Here is a 17,210-nt window from a genome sequence, read left to right on the forward strand (position 1 = left end):
CATGAGCGATCAGAACACCTATCCCGATGGCGCCGACCCCTCGTCCGTGCCCGAAGACCTCCAGCCCGGAACCGTCGACTCCAGAACCAGCCAGACCGGCGCCGACGAGCCCACCGAGATGCTCGGCGGCGGTGACGGCGACACGGCCGTCAAGGACACCGACGACTGGGTCACCGGAGACGAGCCGATGACCGGCGCGCAGCGCAGCTACCTCGACACCCTCGCCCGTGAGGCGGGCGAGGAGATCCCCGCCACCCTCACGAAGGCCGAGGCCTCCGACCACATCGACCGCCTGCAGCAGGCGACCGGTCGGGGACAGTAGGTCAGCGGAGCGCGAAGTCGATGCCCGCAAGCGGCACGGGCAGCCAGTCCGGCCGGTTGCGGGCCTCGTAGATCGACTCGTAAACGGCCTTGTCGAGCACGAGTGCGCGGAGGATGACAGGGTCGAGCTCGACCGCTCCGGCGGTCGAGCCGTACGCCTCGATGAATGCCGTGCGGCAGGCGGCCGCCCACTCGCTGGAGTCCGGCCCACCGCCGACCGCGCCGGCGTAGTCGAACGAGCGCAGCATCCCGGCCACGTCCCGCTGGGCGAGATCGGGGATCGCACGCTCCTCCATCGGTCGGAGCGGTTCTCCTTCGAAGTCGACGATCCGCCATCCGCCGTTCGGCACGGCGAGGACCTGACCGAGGTGGAGGTCGCCGTGGATGCGCTGGAGCGGGGGCCAGGGGCGTTCGAGAGCAGTCTGGTAGACCGCCTCGATCTCGGCGAGTCGCTCGGCGACCGCCGGAACCTCCGACGAGGCGATCGCGAGGCGTCGACGCCAGGCGCGTCCGACCGCTGCCACGTCGTCCGGCGTTGCGTCGACCGTGGCGAGAGCATCGCCCAGGGCGCCGTGCACTCCGGCGACCGCGGCACCGAGGTCTCGGGCGGCGTCGGTGAAATCGCGTCCTTCCCGCGCGGCCTCGAGGGCGATCGACCAGCCGTCCCGCACGCCGCGCAGGAACTCCTGGGCGAACCCGAGCGTGCCGTGGGCGGTTCCGCTGCCGCGTCCGACGTCGGGCCATTCCGCGTCGAGGCTGCCGAGGAAGTGCGGGACGTAGGGGGAGCCCGCGTCGCTCAGCACCCGCTGGACGGTCACGTCGGGGTTCTCGCCGTGGTGGAGCGTCCGGAAGAGCTTGAGGATGATGGTCGGCTCGCCGTCGACGTCGTAGACGATCGATGTGTTCGACTGCTCGCCGGTGAGGATCCGCGACTCGGTCACGCGATCGACGTCGACGCCCATCGCGGCCAGCAGGCCTGTCGTGTACTCCGGATGCCGGGGCGCGTCGATCAGGTAGCCCTCACCGTCGTGGCCGATCACCGCGGCCTCGTCGGGAGCCTCGCTCACGCGCGCGAGCGGCACGTTGTAGAGGGTCGGCAGGGCGCCTGCGTCGTCCATCAGCAGATACTGCACGGCTCCGGGAACGGGCCGCGCGTCGAGCACACGGAACCGCGGTTCGTGGCTCTTGCCCGCATACCAGCGTTGGCGCGCCACCCAGGCGCCGAGTTCGTGTTCGAGTTGCACCCTCTCACCCTCGCGTGTTCGGGGTGCCCGAGGAAAGGGCTGGACGGGTCCGCGTCAGAAGAGTAGGGCGATTCACGGCTGGCGCTGTGCCATGGACGACGCGCTCGCACAACCCCCTCCGGGCAGAGCCGCCGGGCGGGGAGGGTGGCGGCGACGCTTTTCCGCCTCTCCGACCCTCTCGAGGAGCACCATGTCCGATCACCGCACGCAGAGCACCCGCCGCGGCGCGCCCGACCCCGACGCGGCGAGCAAGCCCGACAGCCCCGGCGACGTCACGAAGCGCTCCTGGAAGTACGTCGTCGGCAAGACCGTCCGCGAGTTCTCCGCCGACCAGTGCACCGATGCCGCGGCCGGTCTCACCTACTACGCCGTCCTGGCGCTCTTCCCCGCCCTCATCGCGATCTTCTCGCTGCTCGGCGTGATCGGGCAGGGGCAGGCTGCCGCCGACGCCGTCCTCGGCATCGTGCGGCAGGTGGCCCCCGAAGACACGGCAGCGGCGCTGGAGGGCCCGATCACCCAGGTGGCGCAGGCGCCGGGGGCGGGACTCGCCCTCATCTTCGGCATCCTGGTCGCCCTCTGGTCGGCATCCGGGTACGTCGGCGCCTTCGGCCGTGCGATGAACCGCATCTACGAGATCGACGAGGGGCGCCCGTTCTGGAAGCTGCGCCCCCTGCAGCTCGTCGTCACCCTGATCGCGGTCGTGAGCCTCGCTCTCCTCGCGCTCGGGCTCGTGATCTCGGGTGACGTGACCCGCGCCATCGGCGAGGCGATCGGCGTCGGCGCGGGCGTGCAGCTCGCGTGGAACATCGCCAAGTGGCCGGTGATGCTCCTGGTCGTGGTGCTCCTCGTCGCCGTCCTCTACTACGCGACGCCGAACGCGAAGCAGCCGAAGTTCCGCTGGATCAGCATGGGCGCGCTCATCGCGATCGTCGTGATGATCATCGCCACCGCCGGGTTCGTCTTCTACGTCGCCAACTTCTCGAACTACGACCGCACCTACGGGTCGCTCGCGGGCGTCATCGTCTTCCTGCTCTGGCTGTGGATCGCCAACAACGTGCTGCTGTTCGGCGCCGAGTTCGACGCGGAGCTCGAACGCGGCCGTCAGCTGCAGGGCGGCATCGCGGCGGAGGAGGACATCCAGCTCCCCGCCCGGGATACCCGTGTCGCCGAGAAGAAGGCGAAGAAGGAGCAGGAGGACATCGCCGAGGGGCGGCGGATCCGGCTCGCGCACGGCGACGACGACCGCGACGGCGGCGAGCGGTGAGCGCCGCCTCGGAGACCGCCGCTCCCGCCCGCCTCCGTCGTGGGATCACCGGGCCGCTGCTGTTCGCTTTCATCCTCGGCGATGTCCTGGGCGCAGGGATCTACGCGCTCATGGGCGTACTCGCCGCCGAGGTGGGCGGCATGCTGTGGGCCCCGCTTCTCGTCGCCCTCGTCCTCGCGCTGCTGACCGCGGGCTCGTACGCCGAGCTCGTCACCAAGTACCCGCATGCGGGCGGCGCCGCCGTGTTCGCCGAGCGCGCGTTCAAGAGTCCGCTCGTCTCATTCCTCGTGGGGTTCAGCATGCTGGCCGCCGGCGTCGTGAGCGCGGCCGGACTCGCGATCGCGTTCTCGGGGCAATACCTCCGCACGTTCGTCGATCTGCCGGTGCCGCTCGTCGCGATCGTGTTTCTCGCCCTCCTCGCAGGGCTGAACGCCCGCGGCATCCGGGAATCGATGGGCGCGAACCTCGTGATGACCGTGATCGAGCTCAGCGGGCTGGTGATCGTCATCGTCGCGGTGGCCCTCCTCCTCGGCGGAGGCGGCGGAGACCCGAGCCGGGTCTTCTCACTTCCCACGGATGCCGCGCTGCCGACGGCCGTGCTGGGCGGCGCCATCATCGCCTACTACTCCTTCGTCGGGTTCGAGACCTCGGCGAACGTGATCGAAGAGGTCAAGGATCCCCGCAGGTCGTATCCTCGGGCCCTGTTCGGATCGCTGATCGCCGCCGGCGCGGTGTACGTGCTCGTGGGGCTCGCGAGCTCGATCGCGCTTCCTGCCGCCGATCTGATCGACTCGACCGGCCCCCTGCTCGACGTCGTCGCGGCGACGGGCGCCGGCATCCCGACGTGGCTGTTCAGCGCGATCGCCCTCGTCGCCGTGGCCAACGGCGCTCTGCTCACGATGATCATGGCCAGCCGGCTGGCGTTCGGGATGGCGGAGCAGGGCCTGCTGCCGGCGGTGCTCGGAAAAGTGCTGCCACGCCGTCGCACGCCCTGGGTGGCGATCCTCGTCACGACACTGATCGCCATGCTCCTGAGCCTCGTCGGCGACCTCGGCCTGCTCGCCGAGACCGTCGTGCTGCTCCTGCTCTTCGTCTTCCTGAGCGCGAACGTGTCGGTGCTCGTCCTCCGGCGCGACACCGTCGATCACGATCACTTCCGGGTGTGGACGTTCGTCCCGATCCTCGGGATCGGCTCCTGCATCCTGCTGCTCACCCAGCAGAGCGGTACGGTCTGGCTCTTCGGCGGGATCCTGCTCGCGGTGGGGGTGGCGCTCTTCGCGCTCACCCGCCTCACCCGCCGGCGCGTCTCTCCGTGAGGCCGAGTGGGGCTCCCCGCGCAGGGAGCCCCACTCGGTCGCTCACCGGGAGGTCGGGGGGAGCTTCGCGACGCCGTGTCGGGCGGCCTTGTCGGGCTCTGCGGCCGTCTCCGGGGACGCCGCAGACTCACCCGCAGGGGAGTCGGTTCCGGGGTATGACGGTTCCTCGACCTCGATGGCGGGGTCGCGCTCGTCCTTGGGTAGGAGATGGTCCAGTGGCTGGCGGATGTCGTCGGTGTCACTCATGACGGCAGGGTGCCCCGCGCCCCGCCCGGCTCGGCAGGGGATTGCGGACGCGGCGCGGTTGTGGTGGGGGCGCCGGAGCCGCGTAGCGTTGTCGGGTGCCCTTCACGATCTCCGTCTCGCCGCTCGCCGGCATTCCCGCGACGACGCTGTACCGGATGTTGTGGCTCCGCGTGCAGGTGTTCGTCGTCGAACAGCGCGCGGCGTATGCCGAGCTCGACGGCCGTGACATCGAGCCGGGCAGCATGCACGTCTGGGCGCAGGACGGCGACGACGTCCTCGGAACGCTCCGACTCCTCGACGAGGGCGAGCGGTGGCGGATCGGACGCGTCGTGACGTCGGCCGACGCGCGCGGGCGTGGCGTGGGCGCACAGCTCATGGAGCGAGCGGTGAACGAGTGCGGTGCGCGGGATGCATCCCGAGGCATTGTGCTGGACGCGCAGGAGCACCTCGCCGACTGGTACGGGAGGTTCGGCTTCCGCGTCGACGGCGAGCAGTTCGTCGAAGACGCCATCCCTCACGTTCCGATGCGGCGTCCATCAGGCGCTCAGACGTCCCAGTCGCCGTGGTCGGAACCGCCCTCGGCGGGATGAGCGGGAACGCCGTTGCGAAGCATGTCGATGCGGCGGCGCATGTACGCGACGGCTTCGTCGTTCGCCGGGGGCCCGGCGTCGGAGTTCGTGCTCTCGGACATCAGATTGGTGGCGGGGTTGAGGACGAAGTCGGCCTTTGGCGCATTGTCGGATCGAGTGAATCGGGGGCCCATGAAATCTCTCGCCACCCAGGTGGGGACATTCCGCACCACGGCTGCATTGGCAGACGCTGTGATGGCCTATTGGCTGGCGCTCGCCGAGGACGATCGCGCCGATATCGTCGACGTTCCGTTCGTGACGGCCGAAGGCGCGACGGCGCGCTCACGCATCGCGCTCAGCGGGGGCTCGGCGATCGCCGTTGTGGACGCCCCTGACTGGGTGCGTCCGAGAGACCTCGACGACGCCGAGGCGCTGTCGTCCGTGCGCGCGCGGATCGCCGCCGTCCATGCCCCGGCACGGGGCACGGATGTCGACACGAAGCCCGACCCGGTGTTCTGGGACGAGATCTGATCTTCACCCGGCTAGACCCGCCAGAAAATCACGCGCATATCCGCTGCGCAACGGGGGTTGCGCAGCCCGACCGACCTGTGATCTCGTTCCCCGCCGCATCCGGCCGCTTCGGGAAACCCCGGAAACCAGGAGCGCAAGGGCGCTTCGTCCGGGCGTGGGCCGCGCGACGCGAACTCCGGACCCGAGAAAAATAGACCGGCGGTGCGATGTGCGCAAGAGGCCCGGTTGCCGACGCCCGCGCGCCGTCGGATACTGGCCTCACAGCTCGCCTTCGGCTGGCGAGCAGGAAATCCGGAGGAACAATGGGACGGCTCACGTTCGGAGTCGGACTCCGCGTGGACGCGGCGGACCGCGATCTGGCACACGTGCACCGCGTGATGCTCTCGAAGCTCAGACGCGGTGAGGGGTTCCACTTCTCTTGGAAAGACGACATGTCTCTCGGGGACGGGCGCACCACGGTGTGGGTCCACCCCGACATCTCGCTCGTGTGCCGTTTGGGTAGACAGATCAGCGACTTCAATCCGCACTGGCTCGACGAGCTCGCCATCGCGGCAAACAGCGTCGAGGGTCTCACGTTCCTTCCCGAGCCCGAAGCCCCCGGGGCGCGAAAGGGGAACAGCTGATGGGTAAGTTCCTGTACGAGAACGTCGTGAAGGCGGATTTCGATGATCGGGTGCTGGCACACCTCCAGATGGTGATCGGCATGAAACAGCGCCGCGGCGAGGCGTTCCACTTCACCTGGCGCGACGACGCGAGCATCGGCGACGGCGCGACGATCGTGTGGATCACCGCTCGCACGACCATCGCCTACAAGTTCTACGGCGGGCGCAAGGCATCCCTCAACCGGGCCTGGATCGAGCAGATGATGCTCGCCGCCAACTCGGGGGGAGGCCTCTTCGTCATGTCGGAGCCGGCCGACATCGCGCCTTCCGGATCGGAGGGCGCGCTGTGAAGCGCATCGACATCCGTTACGGCGGGGCGAACTACAGTGTCGGCGGCGAGACGATGGAGAAGCTCCAGTCGGAGATCGCCCGCGGTCTCGCGGGCGAGACCGTCTGGCTGTGCGTCAACGACGGCGAGGGCGTCAGGCGTGATGCCCACCTTCTGGTCGCTCCCGGCGTGCCGATCGCGCTGATCCCCATCGCCGACCCCGATGACCTCGGCGGCCGGTCGCCGCAGCCCGCGACGCCGTCCGGCCGGATCCCGACGGCGTGACCGGCATGAGCCGTCGCGATCTCGATCGCGCGTCGGTGTCGTGAAGCGGGCACGGTGGCGCGAGCGCAGTCGTCTCGTGCGGGCGTGGCGACTCTGGCGCACGCGCGAACCTCTCACCTTCCGCGACAAGGTGCGGTACAAGATGCTGCGGGACCACCGGCCGCTCGTCGTGACGTTCGCCGACAAGGCGGCGGTCCGGGACTATGTGGCCGATCGAGTGGGGGAGAGGTACCTTCCCCGCGCCTGGGGCGTCTTCGACTCCCCGGAAGTGCTCGCGGGCGCCCGGCTCCCGGCATCCTTCGTCATGAAGCCCACGCACGGCAGCGGCGCGGCGATCATCGTGTCGCCGTCGGCCCCGGCGCATGCGCGTCTTCCGGCCGATGGCAGCTGGGTCTACCGCCACGTGCGGCCGGAGTACGCCCCGCGAACCGAACTCGCCCGGATCGCGGCAGACTGGCTCACGCAGCTCTACGGTCAGGGCCCGAACCGCGAGTGGGTGTACGGCCAGGTCCCCCGGCGGATCCTCGTCGAGGAGATGCTCGGAGGGGAGGCCGACCGGATTCCCGACGACCTCAAGTTCTTCGTCTTCCATGGGCACTGTCACTTCGTGCAGGTGGATGCCGGGAGGTTCGCCGGTCGGACGCAGGACTTCTTCGACCGGAACTGGACCCACCTGCCGCTCAGCGGCGGCCCGCCGTGGGCGGACCCCACGCCGAGGCGACCCGCGGCGCTTGAGGAGATGATCAGGGTCGCGGAGCGCCTCGGTGCGGGCACGGATTTCGTGCGCGTGGACCTGTACGACGTCGACGGCCGCATCGTGTTCGGCGAGTTGACGAGCTTTCCCGCCGGCGGCGACAGTCCGTTCGAGCCGGAATCGTTCAACCTCGAGTTCGGCCGGCCCTGGACGGTGCCGCGGCGGTACCGGTGACCACGGAGCGGTGGCTCGTCGCCACGACCGAGTTCGCCGGCCTGACCGCCTACACGGGCGGGATCGGCCGCCACTACGCCGCGCTCGTGCCCGCGCTGGCCCGGCTGGGCGTCGAGATCGATCTGCTCGTGTTCTCCGACGGTCCCACCGTCGCGGGCGCCCGCCCTGACGGCATCCGTCGTCTCGATGTCGTACGGACAGAGCGGATGCCGCGCCTCGTCGCCCTGGCAGCGCGGGCGCTTCACACGAGGCGGATGCTGCGACGGCGCTACGACCGGGTCTTCGCGCCCGAGTGGATGGGGTTGGGGTCGGCCCTGCCCGCGGATGCGCCCCTCCTCACCAACCTCGCCACCGGCATCGCCCTCGCCCATGAGGTCGCGGGTCTCCGGCCCCGGGACCTGCCGCTCGCGGGGCGGATCGTCGCGCGCGCGCAGGCTGTCCTCGAGGCGCGGCAGATCCGGCGATCCCGCGGAATCATCGCCATCTCGCGAGCGATGCAGGAGCGAACGCATGAGATGACCGGAGGCCTCGGCGCGACCCGCATCGTGCGCAACTGCATCGACGTCGCCGGGGTGCGTGCGGCCGCCCGCGGCGCCCCGGCACCGGCCGGCTGGCCGGGCGGCCAGGGCCCGGTCGTGCTGTTCCTCGGGCGGGCCGAACGGAGGAAGGGCGTCGAGGATGCCGTCGCCGCCTTCGGGCTCCTCTGCGAGCACGGGCCCTCCGTACGGCTCGTGATGGCGGGGGCGGGTGGCGACGCCCGCTTCGAGCCGACGCGGTCGGCGCTGCTCACGATGGTTCGACCGGAGGACCGCACCCGGGTCACCTGGCTCGGTCATGTCGCGGACGACAGTCTCTACGCGGCCATCGCGGCGGCTGACGTGGTCATGTGCCCGTCGCGATGGGAGGGCTTCGGCCTCGTCGCGCTGGAGGCCATGGCGATCGGCACGCCACTCGTGGTGACCACGGGCAGCGGGTTCGACGACTTCTGCGCCGACGGCGTCGACGCGCTGATGGTGCCGCCGGGAGATGCGGCCGCGCTCGCCGATGCGCTCGAACGGACGCTGGGCAACCCCGGTGCGGCTCAGGAACGGGCACAGCGCGCGTCCCGGACCGTCGAGCGTTTCGCTCCAGGCCCGGTGGCAATCGACCTGCGCGCTGCCGCGGACGACCTGCTCGGCCCCGTGCCTGCCGGCCTCAGCGGGGGAGCGGCACGCCGGTCTCGTCTTCCAGCAGAGCGATGAGCGCCTGCTGGAACGCCTCATCCCGCGCGGCGGGATGGGGGTCCTGCGTGCGGCGGTGGTGCCAGTAGCCGCCCGTGGCCGGATCGAGATCCTCCGCCGTCGCGAGCCACACCTGCGTCTCGTGCCCGGCGACCAGGTCGTCGGTGGCTCCGGCGCCGCCCATCCTCGTAGGCACCCATCCCGGATCGACGGCGTGGCTCGCCGTATCCGGCCACCTTCCTGCCATGGCGAGCGTGAGGGCGGTGACCCACAGCTTGGTGTCGCTGTAACCCGCCGTCCGCTGCGTGAACCGGCTCAGGTCGGCCGCACCGCTGCGGTGCATCGAGCTGCTCAGGTAGACGAGGCGCTCGGGCGCGGGGAGGAGCGCGGTGAGCAGGTAAGGCGCGACCACGTTGACGGGGACGACCTCGGGAGAGTCGAGCACACCGGCGTTGTGGATGATCGAATCGAAGACGCCGAAGGGTGCTGCCTGTTCGACGATGTCGTCGACGTCGCGCCGGTCGGAGAGATCGCCGATCACGGCGCCGAGCCACGCGCGCCCGACCGGGGCCGCAGCGACCTTCGCCGTGTTGCGGGCGTGGACCACGACATCATGTCCCTGAGCGGCGAGGTCGCGCGCGGTCGCGTACCCCAATCCGGTGGACGAGCCGGTGACCAGGATGCGTGCCATGCGTCTTCTCCTCGCGCCAGGGCGGTGACCGGGGCGGCGGACACCGCTGCCTCCATCCTCTCGTGGATGCGGGCGCGAGGGGCGCCGCGCCCGGACACCCCCGATGGTCCCGCGGGCGGCGCGACCAGGCCGCGACCACGGATCAGGTGACCTCCCCCTTCTCGGTGTCGAGGACGGGCGCGTCGGGTGCATCCTTCGCCGGTCCCACGCCCGTGGGGATACCCGCTTCGGGGTGGTTCGTGTCGAACGTCGGCCGTTCGCTGCGGATGCGCGGGATCGAGGTGAAGTTGTGTCGTGGCGGCGGGCAGCTCGTCGACCACTCGAGTGACGCGCCGTAGCCCCAGGGGTCGTTGACGGTGGTCTTCGGCCCGGTCCGGGACGTGATCCACACGTTGAGGAGGAAGGGGATCATCGACGAGGCGAGGATCATCGAGCCGACGGTCGAGAGCTGGTTCTGCCAGGTGAACTGGTCCTCGCTCGCGTAGTCGGCATAGCGGCGCGGCATCCCGTCTGCACCCAGCCAGTGGTGGATGAGGAAGGTCATGTGGAAGCCGATGAACAAGAGCCAGAAGTGCACGAGGCCGAGGCGTTCGTTGAGCATCTTCCCGGTCCACTTCGGCCACCAGAAGTAGAACCCGGCGAACATCGCGAACACGACCGTGCCGAACACCACGTAGTGGAAGTGCGCGACGACGAAGTAGGAGTCGTGAACGTGGAAGTCGAGGGGCGGCGACGCCAGGATGATGCCGGTCAGACCACCGAAGACGAAGGTCACGAGGAAGCCGAGCGAGAACACCATCGGCGTCTCGAAGGTGATCGACCCGCGCCACATCGTCCCGATCCAGTTGAAGATCTTCACTCCGGTCGGAACCGCGATCAGCATGGTCGTCAGGGCGAAGAACGGCAGGAGCACCGCGCCCGTCGCGTACATGTGGTGCGCCCACACCGCCACGGAGAGGGCCGCGATCGCGATGGTGGCGTAGACGAGGGTCTTGTAGCCGAAGATCGGCTTGCGGCTGAAGACGGGGAAGATCTCCGACACGATCCCGAAGAACGGCAGCGCGATCACATACACCTCGGGGTGGCCGAAGAACCAGAACAGGTGCTGCCAGAGGAGCACGCCACCGTTGGCCGGATCGTAGATGTGCGCACCGAGGATGCGGTCGGCGGCGGCCGCGAACAGGGCTGCGGCGAGCACGGGAAAGGCCATCAGGATGAGGATGCTGGTGATGAGGCTGTTCCAGGTGAAGATCGGCATCCGCCACATCGTCATGCCCGGGGCGCGCATCGTCATGATCGTCGTGATGAAGTTGACGGCGCCGAGGATCGTACCGAAACCGCTCATCGCGAGGCCGAGCATCCACAGGTCTCCGCCGAGGCTCGGCGTGAAGCTCTCGTTCGCGAGCGGCTGGTACGCCGTCCACCCGAACCCGGCCGCTCCCTGCGGTGTCAGGTAGCCGCCGACCGCGATCAGCGAGCCGAACAGGAACAGCCAGAACGAGAAGGCGTTCAGTCGCGGGAACGCGACATCCGGTGCCCCGATCTGCAGGGGGATCAGGGTGTTCGCGAAGCCCGCGAACAGCGGGGTGGCGAACATCAGCAGCATGATCGTGCCGTGCATCGTGAAGAGCTGGTTGTACTGCTCCTTCGTCGGCATCACCTGGATGCCGGGTTCGAAGAGCTCTGCGCGGATGAGAAGCGCCAGGAGCCCGCCGAAGAGGAAGAACAGCATCGCGGCGATGATGTACATGAACCCGATGGTCTTGTGGTCGGTGGAGGTGACCCACCGGACGACCACATTGCCCTTCCGGGGTTCTCGGATCCGAGCGCTTTCGCGCGCCGTCGTGGGTGTCGCCATGTCGTCCGTCCGCCATTAACCGATCACAGGAGGTGGCGGCCAGATTCGGTCGGGAAGGCCTCGTGCGCAGGGGGCTTGACTTCGACGGGGCGGAGAGGGCACGCCGCCGTCGAGGCAGTCGTCTGCGAGGGGTGGTCGACGCGACGGCGGGAGTCGAACCCGCTGCACATTCGGTATGACCCGATGCCCGGAACCACCCGGATCGCCGCGATGTCCCTCACGCTAGCTCGAGGCCCCGACACCCGCATCCGAAGTGAACGGAGGTGTCGATGTGTGACCGCGTGTGTCGCGAGGGGTCAGGGTCAGTCTTCTGAGCCCGAGCCGTTGCCCTTCCCATTGCCGTTGCCGTTGCCGTTGCCGGACGATTCCCGTTCCGCGGCCTTGGCCTTCTTCTCCGCGTCGCTCGCAGCTTTCTGCTCGGCCTTGCGGGATTCGCGGGCTGCCTTCTCGTCCGCCTTCGCGGCATCCCGTGCGGCCTGCGAGCCCGGCCCGCTCTTGCGGGGTGTCGTCGTGTCCGCGGGTGCCGGGACGGCGGTCTTCTGCGGGGCCGCGTCGTCGTCGGCGGGGGTCTCTCCCTCGGAGACCCCGTCGCTCACGAGAGGCTCGACGACGTCGTCTTCGTCGGCGATCTGCTCGACCTCGAGGGTGGGCGCAGGGTCGCTGATCTGGGGGACGGTGAGTTCGGGGCCGGTCGGGCCGGTCAACCCACCGGCCCACAGGTGCCCACCGATGACGAGTCCGAGCGCCGCGACCGACGCCACACCGATCAGGGTGATCCGGTGGCTGAGCGGCCGATGGCGACGCCGCCGACGAGGGGCTGCGTCGGCGCGGGTGAGAGGAGGTGCGGGCGCTACGGGCGCGCCGTCGGATGCTGTGTACGGCTGCGTGACCTGATCGAGCGTCGACGCCGGTCGCGGGGGTGCGGTGGGCGTGGGCGCCGGTGCGACCGCGGGCCGCTCGAGCCGCGTCGGGAGCTCGGCCGACGCGTGCGCGACGTCGAGTGCGTCGGGTCGCGCCGCCGGGTCGCGCGCCAGCATCGACGCGAGCAGCGACGTCCATTCCGGTCCGACCCACTCGGGCACCGCGGGGGTCTCGACGAGCCGTGCCATGACCTGGCCGATCCCCGACGCTTCGGGGAACGCCCGCTCGCCCGTCAGCGCCTCGAGCAGCAGCAGCCCGAGGGCGTAGATGTCGGCCGGGGTGCCGGCCGCTTCGCCGCGGACCTGCTCGGGGGCGAGGTACGCCGCAGTACCCATGACCATGCCGGGCGACGTCAGTCGGGTGCTGTCGACGAGATAGGCGACACCGAAGTCCGCCAGTTTGGCCAGATAGGCGCGGGCGGGGCGAGGCGTGTGGGCGAGGAGCACGTTCGAGGGCTTGACGTCCCGGTGGACGATTCCGGCCGCGTGCACGACGTGGAGCGCCGAGGCCAGCTCGCCAGCGATACCGGCGACCTCGGCGGCATCCAGGGGTCCGGCGTGGAGCGCGTGGGCGAGCGACGTGCCATCGACGAGCTCCATCACGAGGTACTCGGGACGCCCCGGGACGATGCTCGCGTCGAACAGGGTCACGAGAGAGGGATGGTTGAGCGAAGCGAGGAGAGCCATCTCTGTCCGCGCGCGCGGCGGGATGCTCAGTTCGTCGGCGTCGGTGCGCATCATCTTGATCGCGACGGTGCGACCGAGGATGACGTCCTCCGCGCGGTAGACCCGGGCCATGCCGCCTTGCCCGATGCATTCGCCGAGCTGATATCGCCCGTCGAGCAACGCCGCTGTCGACGGCTCGTCCGGTGCGTTCACGAAGTCCTCCTGTGCGCCGCTTCGGGTGCGGCATGGCCGACAGTATCCGCGGGCCGCGGATACTCCGGGTGGCTTGACGGCGAGGGGTCTTCAATGCAAGCCCCCTCGTCATCGGGTCGCCACTGGCTAGCGTGAGCGCCATGTCCCGCCCCACCCCGCGCCACACCGCCGCGCAACTCGCCCTCACGGTCCGTCGCGCGGGGGGCGACACCTTCGCTCCGCGCCGGCTCATCCTGGCCCTCAAGACCGCCGTCGCCGCCGTGGTCGCCTGGTACCTCGCCCCCTGGATTCCGCTCGCCGACTCCGAGTACTCGTACTACGCACCACTCGGCGTGCTCGTCAGCATGTATCCGACGGTCGCCGACACGGCTCGGGCCGGGGCACAGGCCCTCATCGGCCTCGCGTGCGGCATCGCGGTGGGCTTTGTGGGCCTCGGACTGGTCGCCGTCGGCGCTCCGAGCCTCGTCGCCGTGGGTGTCGTCGTCTTCGCGGGCGTCGCACTCGGCGGCATCCGTGTTCTGGGGGTCGGTCGTGACTGGATCGCGCTCGCCGGCCTGTTCGTCCTCCTCCTCAGCGGGCACGACGCCGACGGGTTCTCCTCGTCATACATGTTCACGATGGCGTTCGGCGTGCTCGTCGGAGTCATCGCGAACTTCGTGCTCGTGCCGCCGCTCTACCTCCGGTCAGCGCGCGACCGCCTGTCGGAGCTCCGCGCCGCAGTGACCACAGCCCTGGACCGGGCGGCCGACTCCCTCGGGCAGGGGAGCCCTACGGTCGGATCGCTGCGAGAAGACGGCGATGCGCTCGCCGAGATGGCGACCGCGGTGGCCGCCGACGTCGAAGAGGCATCGCGCTCCGAGCGCGCCAACATCCGGGCGCGTGGTGTCGGCGGCGTCCGCGACGAGAACGCCCAGCGCTGGTGGGGGCTGGAGCGGACCACCTACCTCGCCCGCGACATCCTCGATGTGCTGGCGCAGGAGGACGAACTCGACGTCAGGCATGGCGACCACGGCCTCCTCGCCGATGCGGTGCGACGCGTGGCCGAGCTGGTGGCGACGCCGCCCGGAGACGATGAGGTGGAGACGCGGATGGATGCCGCGTGGCGGGCGATCGACGCCTATGCCGCGTCGCTGCCCGAACCCGGCACGGCATCCGACAATCACGACCAGCCGGGCTGGTGGCTCGCCGCGTCGCTCGGCCGGATGACCGATGTGTCGCGACGGGTCTACCGCGCGCTGTCCTGAGAGATACTCAGGGTTCCCGGATGTTTATAGATACTCAGTATGCATAAAATCGCCCCTGTGACCTCTCCTCGCCGCGTCGACCTCAGCGTCTTCCTCGCCGTCATCGTCTGGCTGACGCTCTCCGGCCTCCTCCTCGGATGGGCGACCACGGCCCAGCCGCGGCCCGCCGCCCTCGTCCTGGTCGCGGCGAGCGTGGTCATCTGGGGGACGGGGCTGCGGGCGGCCGTGCTCTGGATCCGCGCCGCGGGTCATCGCGCCGACCGGTTCGGCGACCTGCCGGCATCCGATCTGCGGGTCGCCGCGCTCTACTGCGTCACCGACGACGTCGATCTGTCGGCGATCGCCCTGAGCGCTCACGGCGATGCCGACATCGTCATTTTGGATGATTCGCGAGGCCCGGCCACACGCGACCGTATCGACCGCTTCGCTGCGCAGCTCGGATGCCGCATCCTCCGGCGCCCGGATCGCGTCGGCGCGAAGGCGGGCAACCTGAACCATGCGGTCGCAGCGCTCCGCGGACAGTACGACGCCTATCTCATCTGCGACAGCGACGTCGTGCTCCCCGCCGGACTCGTGGCCGCCTGCAGCGCCGTGCTCGCCTCGCCCGACGTCGCGGTCGCGCAGGCGATGCCCGTGGCGGCGCGGGGCACGACCTGGTTCTCCCGCTACTTCGGCCCGCTCCTGGCCACCCACCTCGGGGTCACTCGCCGCGGTCGCGCCGCCGGCGGCGTGACCGCCTTCCTCGGGCGCGGGGCACTCGTCCGCGCGACGGCGATCGACGATGCCGGGGGCTTCCCCACCGTCGTCGCCGAAGACCTCGCCTTCACGATCGCGCTCCGGCGTCGCGGCTGGCGTGTCGTCGACGTGGCCGCCACCTTCACCGAGGACTACCCCGTCGACTACCGAGCGTTCCGCGCTCAGATGCGGAAGACGACGGAGGGCGCCGTCGAGCTGCTGCGCGTCCGCGGATGGGCCCGTGGCATCCCGCTCCGCGAGACGCTCGACATCGTCATCGAGACGGCCCTCGTGCCCGCCGCGGCCGTCGCCGGGATCGTCGCCGTCGTCGCCGGCACCACGGTCGCAGCGGCGGGCAGCCCACCGCCGGTCTGGATGATGGTCACGGGCGCGACGAGCGCGCTCCTGCCGCTGCTGCCCGAGGCGGTGCGGCGGGTGCGCGAGCACGGCACCGCGGCAGGGGTGGTCTTCGCGCTGCTCGGCGGGGCGCTCTACGCCTCGACCACGTTCGTGGTGCTCGGCGCAGCGCTCCGCGTCGGGGTGGGGCGACGCGCCGTGTTCACCGTGACGCCCAAGAAGGCCGTGGGGTCGGATGTGCGCGAACGGCTCACGATGCTCAGGCCCGACCTCGTGATCGCGCTCCTCATCATGACGGTGGCGGTGCTCGCGTCGGGGAGCGCGCTCGGACTCGCCGCACCGCTCCTCCCGCTGGTGCTCGCCCTCACCTTCTCGGTGCTGCGGGTGCCGACCGCCGCTCGATCGGTCATCGCGGTCTCTCGTGTCGGAGCCCGCATCTGACCTATCGGGATGGGGTGCGGGGTTGCGTTCGGTGGCGCACCCGTATGAGGCTCATCTCATGTTCACGTACGACATCCAGCCGCCACAGGAGCGAGCGCGTCAACGTGCTCTCGACGAATTAGACATCCTCGACCACCCCACGGACGAGCGCATCGACCGTGTCACCCGACTTGCGCGCGAACTCTTCGCCGTCCCGATGGTCAGCGTGACGCTACTCGACCGTGACAGGCAGTGGCGGCTCTCCGAACAGGGCTTCGACGGAATCCGAGAGGCGCCGCGCGAAGGGTCCTTCTGCGGCGCCACCGTCGCACAGGGCTCGATGCTCGTCGTCGAGGATGCAACGACGGACACCGGATTCAGTGCGAGCCCTTTTGTCACCGGTGACCCGCACCTCCGCTTCTATGCCGGGCAGCCGCTCGAGGCGCCGGGCGGCGAGCTTATCGGGACGCTGTGCATCATCGACACGAAGCCGCGCCATCTCGACGCCGACCAGCGAGACCTTCTTCGTGAGATGGCACGGTGGGTGCAGACCGAGATCGCACGCGAGCATGAGTTCGACCGAGCCGGCGAGGTGCAGCGTGCGCTTCTCCCTCGTCGTGCGCCTGAATTGCCTGGGTATGAACTCGCCGCTGACGCGTTCGCCGCGAGCTCGGTCATGGGCGACGTGTACGACTGGCGCCGCATCGACGACCGGGTGCGGTTCGTCCTCGCCGACGTCATGGGGAAGGGAATCGGTGCAGGACTGATCGCGGCGGGTGTCCGTGCGTCCCTTCGAACAGCTCCCGAGCGGCCGCTGCTCCAGGCCGTCGAGGACCTCGATCGGCAGATGACGGAAGACCTCGCCGAACTCCACATGTTCGTCACTGCCGTCGCTGCCGACATCGACGGGCCGAGCGGGACGGTCGACCTCGTGGATGCCGGTCATTCCCTGACCTTTGTCCTCCGGGGCGACGATTCCTGGGAGCGCATTCCGACGACAGGCCTTCCGCTCGGCCTCGGTGCGGACGAGCCTCGCAGAGTCGCACGCGTCGTCCTCGAACCGGGGGACACCCTGGTGTGCTGTAGCGATGGGCTCCTCGACATCCTGGACATCGACGATCCGTTCGGACAAGTGCTCGCGGCGCTTCGCTCACATGGGCCGGAGGGCGCGGTCGCCGTCGGGATCGATCTCGCGCGGTCGTCGAAGGCGCCCGATGACGTCACCCTCCTGGTCGTGCGACGGAACCCGTGA

The 17,210-nt window shown here is 69.9% G+C and carries 18 protein-coding genes; 13 read left to right on the plus strand and 5 right to left on the minus strand.

Translation table 11 applies throughout. The annotated features are described in order from the left end of the window. The first annotated feature begins 118 nt into the window (after positions 1 to 118). Positions 119 to 322 (plus strand): DUF3072 domain-containing protein, encoded by a 204-nt coding sequence (locus tag ACJJV7_RS00790; protein WP_405373043.1) that lies wholly within the window; start codon positions 119 to 121, stop codon positions 320 to 322. Between the two features lies 1 nt (position 323). Here ACJJV7_RS00790 and ACJJV7_RS00795 read toward each other — a convergent pair whose 3' ends face one another. After that, the gene (locus ACJJV7_RS00795; RefSeq protein WP_405372996.1) at positions 324 to 1,565 is read right to left on the minus strand and encodes a maltokinase N-terminal cap-like domain-containing protein; all 1,242 of its coding nucleotides are present in this window, start codon (positions 1,563 to 1,565) and stop codon (positions 324 to 326) included. A 190-nt stretch (positions 1,566 to 1,755) separates the two neighbouring features. Here ACJJV7_RS00795 and ACJJV7_RS00800 point away from each other — a divergent pair, with 190 nt between their 5' ends. Beyond that, positions 1,756 to 2,829 carry a YihY/virulence factor BrkB family protein gene (locus ACJJV7_RS00800; protein ID WP_405372997.1) on the plus strand — a complete coding sequence of 358 codons (1,074 nt, stop codon included), beginning with the start codon at positions 1,756 to 1,758 and terminating at the stop codon, positions 2,827 to 2,829. Next, positions 2,826 to 4,145 carry an APC family permease gene (locus ACJJV7_RS00805; protein WP_405372998.1) on the plus strand — a complete coding sequence of 440 codons (1,320 nt, stop codon included), beginning with the start codon at positions 2,826 to 2,828 and terminating at the stop codon, positions 4,143 to 4,145. Before ACJJV7_RS00800 ends, ACJJV7_RS00805 begins: the two co-directional genes overlap by 4 nt. A gap of 42 nt (positions 4,146 to 4,187) precedes the next feature. On the opposite strand, the gene ACJJV7_RS00810 is transcribed toward ACJJV7_RS00805, so the two are convergent. Beyond that, a complete protein-coding gene (locus tag ACJJV7_RS00810) occupies positions 4,188 to 4,391 on the minus strand; it encodes a hypothetical protein (RefSeq protein WP_405372999.1) in 204 nt (67 codons plus the stop codon). 95 nt (positions 4,392 to 4,486) lie between these two features. Here ACJJV7_RS00810 and ACJJV7_RS00815 point away from each other — a divergent pair, with 95 nt between their 5' ends. The 7 genes from ACJJV7_RS00815 (at position 4,487) to ACJJV7_RS00845 (ending at position 8,875) form a co-directional block, all read left to right on the plus strand. Then, on the plus strand, positions 4,487 to 4,981 hold the full coding sequence (locus ACJJV7_RS00815; protein WP_405373000.1) for a GNAT family N-acetyltransferase: 495 nt from the start codon (positions 4,487 to 4,489) through the stop codon (positions 4,979 to 4,981). Between the two features lie 39 nt (positions 4,982 to 5,020). Further along, positions 5,021 to 5,491 (plus strand): hypothetical protein, encoded by a 471-nt coding sequence (locus tag ACJJV7_RS00820; protein ID WP_405373001.1) that lies wholly within the window; start codon positions 5,021 to 5,023, stop codon positions 5,489 to 5,491. Positions 5,492 to 5,922: 431 nt separating this feature from the next. After that, positions 5,923 to 6,114, plus strand: a complete 192-nt coding sequence (locus tag ACJJV7_RS00825) for a hypothetical protein (RefSeq protein ID WP_405467798.1) — start codon at positions 5,923 to 5,925, stop codon at positions 6,112 to 6,114. After that, a complete protein-coding gene (locus tag ACJJV7_RS00830; protein ID WP_405373003.1) occupies positions 6,114 to 6,443 on the plus strand; it encodes an ATP-dependent DNA ligase in 330 nt (109 codons plus the stop codon). The genes ACJJV7_RS00825 and ACJJV7_RS00830 overlap by 1 nt, the downstream gene beginning before the upstream one ends. After that, positions 6,440 to 6,706, plus strand: a complete 267-nt coding sequence (locus ACJJV7_RS00835) for a hypothetical protein (RefSeq protein ID WP_405373004.1) — start codon at positions 6,440 to 6,442, stop codon at positions 6,704 to 6,706. The genes ACJJV7_RS00830 and ACJJV7_RS00835 overlap by 4 nt, the downstream gene beginning before the upstream one ends. A gap of 40 nt (positions 6,707 to 6,746) precedes the next feature. Continuing rightward, complete coding sequence (locus tag ACJJV7_RS00840) at positions 6,747 to 7,634, plus strand: ATP-grasp fold amidoligase family protein (RefSeq protein ID WP_405373005.1); 888 nt, start codon at positions 6,747 to 6,749, stop codon at positions 7,632 to 7,634. Then, positions 7,631 to 8,875: a glycosyltransferase family 4 protein gene (locus ACJJV7_RS00845; RefSeq protein WP_405373006.1), complete on the plus strand. Its 1,245-nt coding sequence runs from the start codon at positions 7,631 to 7,633 to the stop codon at positions 8,873 to 8,875. Before ACJJV7_RS00840 ends, ACJJV7_RS00845 begins: the two co-directional genes overlap by 4 nt. On the opposite strand, the gene ACJJV7_RS00850 is transcribed toward ACJJV7_RS00845, so the two are convergent. The 3 genes from ACJJV7_RS00850 to ACJJV7_RS00860 all read right to left on the minus strand — a co-directional run bounded on the left by ACJJV7_RS00850 (position 8,829) and on the right by ACJJV7_RS00860 (position 13,202). Then, the gene (locus ACJJV7_RS00850) at positions 8,829 to 9,545 is read right to left on the minus strand and encodes an SDR family NAD(P)-dependent oxidoreductase (RefSeq protein ID WP_405373007.1); all 717 of its coding nucleotides are present in this window, start codon (positions 9,543 to 9,545) and stop codon (positions 8,829 to 8,831) included. The two genes, ACJJV7_RS00845 and ACJJV7_RS00850, sit on opposite strands and share 47 nt — an antisense overlap. A gap of 142 nt (positions 9,546 to 9,687) precedes the next feature. After that, positions 9,688 to 11,403 carry a cytochrome c oxidase subunit I gene (gene ctaD, locus ACJJV7_RS00855; protein WP_405373008.1) on the minus strand — a complete coding sequence of 572 codons (1,716 nt, stop codon included), beginning with the start codon at positions 11,401 to 11,403 and terminating at the stop codon, positions 9,688 to 9,690. 302 nt (positions 11,404 to 11,705) lie between these two features. After that, entirely contained in the window at positions 11,706 to 13,202 is a 1,497-nt protein-coding gene (locus ACJJV7_RS00860; RefSeq protein ID WP_405373009.1) for a serine/threonine-protein kinase, read from the minus strand. A 140-nt stretch (positions 13,203 to 13,342) separates the two neighbouring features. On the opposite strand from ACJJV7_RS00860, the gene ACJJV7_RS00865 reads away from it, so the two are divergent. Genes ACJJV7_RS00865 through ACJJV7_RS00875 form a run of 3 tightly spaced genes read left to right on the plus strand, consistent with a single transcriptional unit; the run spans position 13,343 to position 17,210 of the window. Further along, positions 13,343 to 14,446, plus strand: coding sequence for an FUSC family protein (locus tag ACJJV7_RS00865; protein ID WP_405373010.1), 1,104 nt, complete (start codon positions 13,343 to 13,345; stop codon positions 14,444 to 14,446). A 57-nt stretch (positions 14,447 to 14,503) separates the two neighbouring features. Further along, positions 14,504 to 15,979, plus strand: coding sequence for a glycosyltransferase family 2 protein (locus tag ACJJV7_RS00870; RefSeq protein WP_405373011.1), 1,476 nt, complete (start codon positions 14,504 to 14,506; stop codon positions 15,977 to 15,979). Between the two features lie 58 nt (positions 15,980 to 16,037). Continuing rightward, entirely contained in the window at positions 16,038 to 17,210 is a 1,173-nt protein-coding gene (locus ACJJV7_RS00875) for a PP2C family protein-serine/threonine phosphatase (protein ID WP_405373012.1), read from the plus strand.

Origin of the sequence: Microbacterium sp. Ld4, assembly GCF_045066555.1 — a bacterium.
Lineage (GTDB): Bacteria > Actinomycetota > Actinomycetes > Actinomycetales > Microbacteriaceae > Microbacterium.

Coding starts and splice junctions, on each gene's coding strand:
- ACJJV7_RS00830 (WP_405373003.1), top strand. CDS start 6,114: ATGGGTAAGTTCCTGTACGAGAACGTCGTGAAGGCGGATTTCGATGAT.
- ACJJV7_RS00790 (WP_405373043.1), top strand. CDS start 119: ATGCTCGGCGGCGGTGACGGCGACACGGCCGTCAAGGACACCGACGAC.
- ACJJV7_RS00825 (WP_405467798.1), top strand. CDS start 5,923: ATGTCTCTCGGGGACGGGCGCACCACGGTGTGGGTCCACCCCGACATC.
- ACJJV7_RS00875 (WP_405373012.1), top strand. CDS start 16,038: ATGTTCACGTACGACATCCAGCCGCCACAGGAGCGAGCGCGTCAACGT.
- ACJJV7_RS00810 (WP_405372999.1), bottom strand. CDS start 4,391: ATGAGTGACACCGACGACATCCGCCAGCCACTGGACCATCTCCTACCC.
- ACJJV7_RS00800 (WP_405372997.1), top strand. CDS start 1,756: ATGTCCGATCACCGCACGCAGAGCACCCGCCGCGGCGCGCCCGACCCC.
- ctaD (WP_405373008.1), bottom strand. CDS start 11,403: ATGGCGACACCCACGACGGCGCGCGAAAGCGCTCGGATCCGAGAACCC.
- ACJJV7_RS00820 (WP_405373001.1), top strand. CDS start 5,021: ATGTACGCGACGGCTTCGTCGTTCGCCGGGGGCCCGGCGTCGGAGTTC.
- ACJJV7_RS00865 (WP_405373010.1), top strand. CDS start 13,343: ATGTCCCGCCCCACCCCGCGCCACACCGCCGCGCAACTCGCCCTCACG.
- ACJJV7_RS00850 (WP_405373007.1), bottom strand. CDS start 9,545: ATGGCACGCATCCTGGTCACCGGCTCGTCCACCGGATTGGGGTACGCG.